Origin of the sequence: Microbacterium sp., from assembly GCF_049661145.1 — a bacterium.
Taxonomy (GTDB): domain Bacteria; phylum Actinomycetota; class Actinomycetes; order Actinomycetales; family Microbacteriaceae; genus Microbacterium.
The window spans coordinates 1-4625 of record NZ_JBASZT010000255.1; the positions used below are offsets into that span (position 1 = coordinate 1).

The following is a 4625-nucleotide window of genomic DNA, read 5'->3' on the forward strand; positions in this document are numbered from 1 at the left end:
TCCTTACGGTGATGCAACCGCGCGAGCGAGAGCGGCACGATGACCACGCCGACGCCCGTCGCGGCGATCGCGATGGCGTCGGCGACGGTCGCCGGCGGATCGAACCGGGGGGCGACGGCACCGGGCATGTCGACCCGCAGCGGCGCATCACGCGGGACGATGACGACTTCGTCGGCAAGGTCCTCCCGGGTGAGCTCGTCGGCCGCGGTCAGGTGCGAGTCGGCGGCGCAGACGACGGCTGCGACCTCGTCATAGAGGGGGATCACGTGCAGCCCTGCGGTATTCAGCGGGCGTCGGACGAGAGCGGCGTCGACGGATGCCGAGTCCAGCGCCGTGCGCTGATCCGCCATCGTCAGGGGGATGAGTTCGAGGGCGATCTGCGGCATCCGCTCGTGCCAGATGTCGATCCACTTGCCAGGAGTTGCGCCCTCGATCGCGCCGAGGCGGAAGGGTCCCGTCGGCAGGGCCGGGACAGTGGCGTCACCGGGCCGCTTGGCGCGGGGTGAGGGACGTCCCCGCCTCGATACTCGTCCGGCCATCTGGTCAGCGTACCCGCGCTGATGCGTCGCGAAAGCAGGCTGAATCGTCACTCGGCGCGTCTCTGGGCACCCGAATGTGCGTTTCGGCCTGCTTTTGCGAAAGTGTCCCTCCGGGACCCACGGCTTTCGACACCTCACAACGCGGCTCCGCCGCCTCTGAGCTCTCGCGGCGCGGGTCCCGGAAGGGACGCTCTTGCATTAGCGTGCGGTCATGGTGTCGATCATCGCGACAGTGGCGGCGGCGCTCGCGGCGCTGCTGCACGTCTACATCTTTGTCATGGAGTCGATCCAGTGGACTCAGCCGCGCACGTGGCGCCGCTTCGGCGTGCCTGATCAGACCGCCGCCGACATCACGAGGCCGATGGCGTACAACCAGGGCTTCTACAACCTGTTCCTCGCGGTCGGCGTGATCATCGGCCTGGCGCTGTTCTGGGTGGGGGATGTCGGCACCACTGCAGACGTCGCCGGGCGCGCACTCGTGCTGTTCGGCCTCGGTTCGATGCTCGCCGCCGCGCTCGTACTGATCACGACCGGGGCGAGGTATCTGCGGCCCGCGCTGATCCAGGGCACCCTGCCGCTGATCGGCTTCGTGCTCTTTCTCTTCGCCTGACGCGCCCCGACCTCACGCGGCCAGGCGCAGGCCCCGCTTGTCGGTCGCGACCTGTTCGCCGTCGCCGATCTGCTGGTCGTCGCCGATGAGCGATCCGCCGGCGACGCGCGCGTGCGCGCCGATCACGGTGCGCACACCGATCTTGGCACCCCGGCCGATCGCCGCACCGGCGCGGATGTGGGCGTGCGGAGCGATCTCGACATCCGGCCCGATGACGGCATCGGGTTCGACCCATGCGCCGCGCCCGATGTGCGCGCCGGCGGCGATCTGCGCCCCCGGCTCGACGTACGCGCCGACTTCGACGAGCGCGCTGGAGTGGACCTTGGCGCCGTTGGCGACAAGCCCACGACCGTTGACGTGCTTGCGATAGCGCAGGATCTGCCCCTGGTCGTCTTCGATGTCGATGTAGTTCTTTCCCACAAAAGCCTCCGCTGAATCGAACGACGAGGCGCCGAGGAACATTCCCGCCGATCCCCGCGCGGAAGCCCGGACACTTTCGCATCAGCTTTTCCGGGGCGCTGCCGCGCCGTGGGGGCGAGAAAACCTGCCTCAGGTGGCGAGACTTTCGCGTTAGTTATTCCGTGGCGCTGCCGCGCCGCGGGGCGAGAAAGCCTGGGTCATGTCACGAGACTTTCGCGTTAGTTGTGGGCGAGGATGGATGCCGTGACCGCCACTCCCGCCGCCGATGACGCCGCCACTGGGCCGTCCCTGGTGTTCGACGAGAAGGCGCAGGCCCACTCCGTCGCCGAGGACGTCCTTGGCATCCTGACCGGCACCTTCCTCGTCTCGCTCGGACTGCACCTGCTCCATGCCGCCCACGCCGTCACCGGTGGCACGGCGGGGCTCTCGCTGCTGCTCGGATACGCGACGGCGTGGCCGTTCTGGCTGCTGTTCGCCGTCATCAACGTGCCGTTCGCGTTGCTGGCCTCGATCTTTCATCGGTTGGCTGGGTCGCTGTGTTCGGCGTCGTTGCCGGGGTTGTGGTGCTGATTCTGGCATGAGGGTACGACAGTGGCCGCGTTGCGCTGCGGTGGCGGATCTCCAGGCTCCGGTCGTGGTGTTCAGTGGGGTCGGCTGGGTCAGCCCGAGGGTGTGGGCAGTGCGCGAATTCTGCTGATGCCCGCGACGACGATGTCCGCCCATCGGGACCGGTTTGCGAGGTGCAGGATCACGCGTCGCTCATGGTGGGCGATGGTCGCCGGGATGGTGAACAGCCGGTAGCGCAGCTTCTTCGGTTCCCAGCGGCGGGCCTCATGCTGTGCGTGGGCGAGCAGACCCGCCCACGCGGTCAGGTCGCCGGCGAGGGCGACGATGGCGCACCAGATTCGGTTCTGATCGAACCCGTGCAGGGGCAGGTTGCGCAGTCCGGTGTCTTTGGCCTGCCGGATCCGGTCCTCGCATCTGCCGCGGCGCCGGTGGCGGAGTTCGAGTTGTTGCAGCTGCCCGCGGCGGGTGTTGGTCGCGAACGCGGTGAGCCGGTAGCCGTCGACGTCGTCGAAGCGGAGTTGCGCGCCGGGGTGGGGGCGTTCCCGCCGCACGATGACCCGCATCCCGTCCGGCCACCCGTCCAGGTCGAGGATCCCGGTCAGTTCCGCGACGGCGGCGCCGTCACGGACGTCGCCGTCCGCGTCGAGGGCGGGTTCCCAGGCCTTGTGGTCGGTGAGGAGCTTGTAGAGTTGCGGGGTGTGGAACGGGAGCGTGAACCCGACCGAGTACGACAACCTGCGGCCGGTGAGCCAGGTCACGAACTGTTTCGTCCCGCCGGCACCGTCGGTGCGGATCAGCACGCTCTTGCCCGGCCGCGGGTTCCCGTCTGGCAGTTGGGCGAGCGCGTCCTTCACGACGGCGATGTGGTCGGCCGCGGTGTTCGACCCGGCGTTCCCGGGTCGCAGCCGGATCGCGAGCATCTCCCCGGTCCCGGCCGGCCCGTGGTCGACGAACGCGCAGAGAGGGTGGAACCCGAACCCGCGCTTGAACGTCGGTTTCGCGTCTTCCTTCTCCGAATGCGCGGTGATCAACGTGGCGTCCAGATCGATCACCAACGGCTGATCCGTCGAGATCGCAGCATCAGGCGCCTGGTCGGCGGCCAGTGCCCACGCGGCGGCGCGCGCCTCCTGCCGGGCGGCGCCGATCGCTGCGAGCACTCGATCCGCGTCACCGGCCAACGCCGCGATCGTGCGTGACACCGTCGGATCCGACGCGACCCGCCCGAACACCCCCGGCTCCGCACGCAGCGTCGACAGATCGCACAACGCGTCGCCGCCCAGCGCGAGAGTGATCGCGAGATCGAGCACGATCTTCGCGGGATCGTGCACAGCCAGCGGCTTGCGCCACCGGGACAGCTGTTCCGAGAGCACCCGATCCAGGCCCGTCGCGCGGATCGTCTCGGTCAACAGCACACCGCCCGCCTGACCAACCGCGGCGACCGCCGCGGTGTCTACATGAAGACGCGGATACGACCCGGTAGTGTTCACCCTGAAGGTGCTCCTCGATCTCGACGATTCGTTCCCTTAGCAAGAACAATTCTTCCAGATCAGGAGCACTTTCAACGTCTACGACACCACCTCAACGACCCTCAACGATGAAAGCCCGAGGCTGGCGATCTGGCGGCGCGGTTGGGACTTCACGATCCGCACGATCGTGTCGATCGGCCTCGTCTCGGCGTGGGCGCTCGTGCACGACGCGCTGTTTCCCGTCCCGTGGATCGAACCCTGGTACGGCACGCTCGCCGGCAATCTGCTCGCCGGCGTCGGCGTGCTGATCCTGTTCCGCCACCGCTCCAGCGTCGGCGGCGTCAACATCATCGGGCTCGAGGTGCAGGACCGCACCGGTTTTCGCGCCGGCTGGACGATGATGATCTTCGACCTCGCGATCATCCTCGCCGCGCTCCTGGTCATGCCGTGGCCGAACGTCGTGATGAGCGCGGTGGGCGCGGTGCTGCTGAACCTCGTGCTCGCCCTCAACCACCGCCCTGGCCGTTACCTGGGTCACTGATTCGGATCCCCGAGTTCTGGATCCCCGAGCGGGCGCGCCAGTGCCCCGCCGGTGTACTCCAGCGCGCGGGTGTCGGGTCCCACCACGCGGCCCATCTGCTTCGCAATACGCAGCACTACCGCGCGGTCGGCGATGCGCGAACCCTGTAGGGCGGTCTCCAGCGCCATCTCGAACCGGTTCACGTCGGCCATGGTGCGCAGCCACACAGCGAGGATCAGGTTGTAGCGGCTCGCGGCCGTCATCGCGAGCCGCACCTCCGGCACGCTCGTGATCGCCGTGCGGGCGGCGGCGACGACGCGCGCGGGCACCTCGACGAAATACCACGTGTAGATCGGCCAGTCGACGTATGCGCGGGCGATGTCGATGCGGAACCGCAGCTCGCCGCGCTGGCGCAGCGTCGCGATCGCGTCGGCGAGGCGCTGGGGCGCGAACCCGGTCTGATCGGCGAGGGCGGCGATCGGCATGCGTGCGTCTCGCCACAG

7 protein-coding genes are annotated in these 4625 nt (G+C 68.7%); 3 read left to right on the plus strand and 4 right to left on the minus strand.

Annotation, left to right across the window (positions count from 1 at the left end; genetic code table 11):
- The coding region (locus WBP48_RS10880) for a substrate-binding domain-containing protein (protein ID WP_424440238.1) at window positions 1–590 on the minus strand (590 nt) is incomplete at its 3' end.
- Window positions 591–750: 160 nt separating this feature from the next.
- On the opposite strand from WBP48_RS10880, the gene WBP48_RS10885 reads away from it, so the two are divergent.
- Entirely contained in the window at window positions 751–1149 is a 399-nt protein-coding gene (locus tag WBP48_RS10885) for a DUF1304 domain-containing protein (protein ID WP_424440241.1), read from the plus strand.
- Between the two features lie 12 nt (window positions 1150–1161).
- Here WBP48_RS10885 and WBP48_RS10890 read toward each other — a convergent pair whose 3' ends face one another.
- Window positions 1162–1569 (minus strand): transferase, encoded by a 408-nt coding sequence (locus tag WBP48_RS10890; protein ID WP_424440243.1) that lies wholly within the window; start codon window positions 1567–1569, stop codon window positions 1162–1164.
- A gap of 243 nt (window positions 1570–1812) precedes the next feature.
- Here WBP48_RS10890 and WBP48_RS10895 point away from each other — a divergent pair, with 243 nt between their 5' ends.
- Window positions 1813–2139: a YitT family protein gene (locus WBP48_RS10895; RefSeq protein ID WP_424440245.1), complete on the plus strand. Its 327-nt coding sequence runs from the start codon at window positions 1813–1815 to the stop codon at window positions 2137–2139.
- Between the two features lie 89 nt (window positions 2140–2228).
- Here WBP48_RS10895 and WBP48_RS10900 read toward each other — a convergent pair whose 3' ends face one another.
- Complete coding sequence (locus WBP48_RS10900; RefSeq protein ID WP_424440248.1) at window positions 2229–3623, minus strand: IS1380 family transposase; 1395 nt, start codon at window positions 3621–3623, stop codon at window positions 2229–2231.
- A gap of 127 nt (window positions 3624–3750) precedes the next feature.
- On the opposite strand from WBP48_RS10900, the gene WBP48_RS10905 reads away from it, so the two are divergent.
- The gene (locus WBP48_RS10905) at window positions 3751–4143 is read left to right on the plus strand and encodes a YitT family protein (RefSeq protein WP_424440254.1); all 393 of its coding nucleotides are present in this window, start codon (window positions 3751–3753) and stop codon (window positions 4141–4143) included.
- On the opposite strand, the gene WBP48_RS10910 is transcribed toward WBP48_RS10905, so the two are convergent.
- The coding region (locus WBP48_RS10910) for an Lrp/AsnC family transcriptional regulator (RefSeq protein WP_424440251.1) at window positions 4137–4625 on the minus strand (489 nt) is incomplete at its 5' end. The two genes, WBP48_RS10905 and WBP48_RS10910, sit on opposite strands and share 7 nt — an antisense overlap.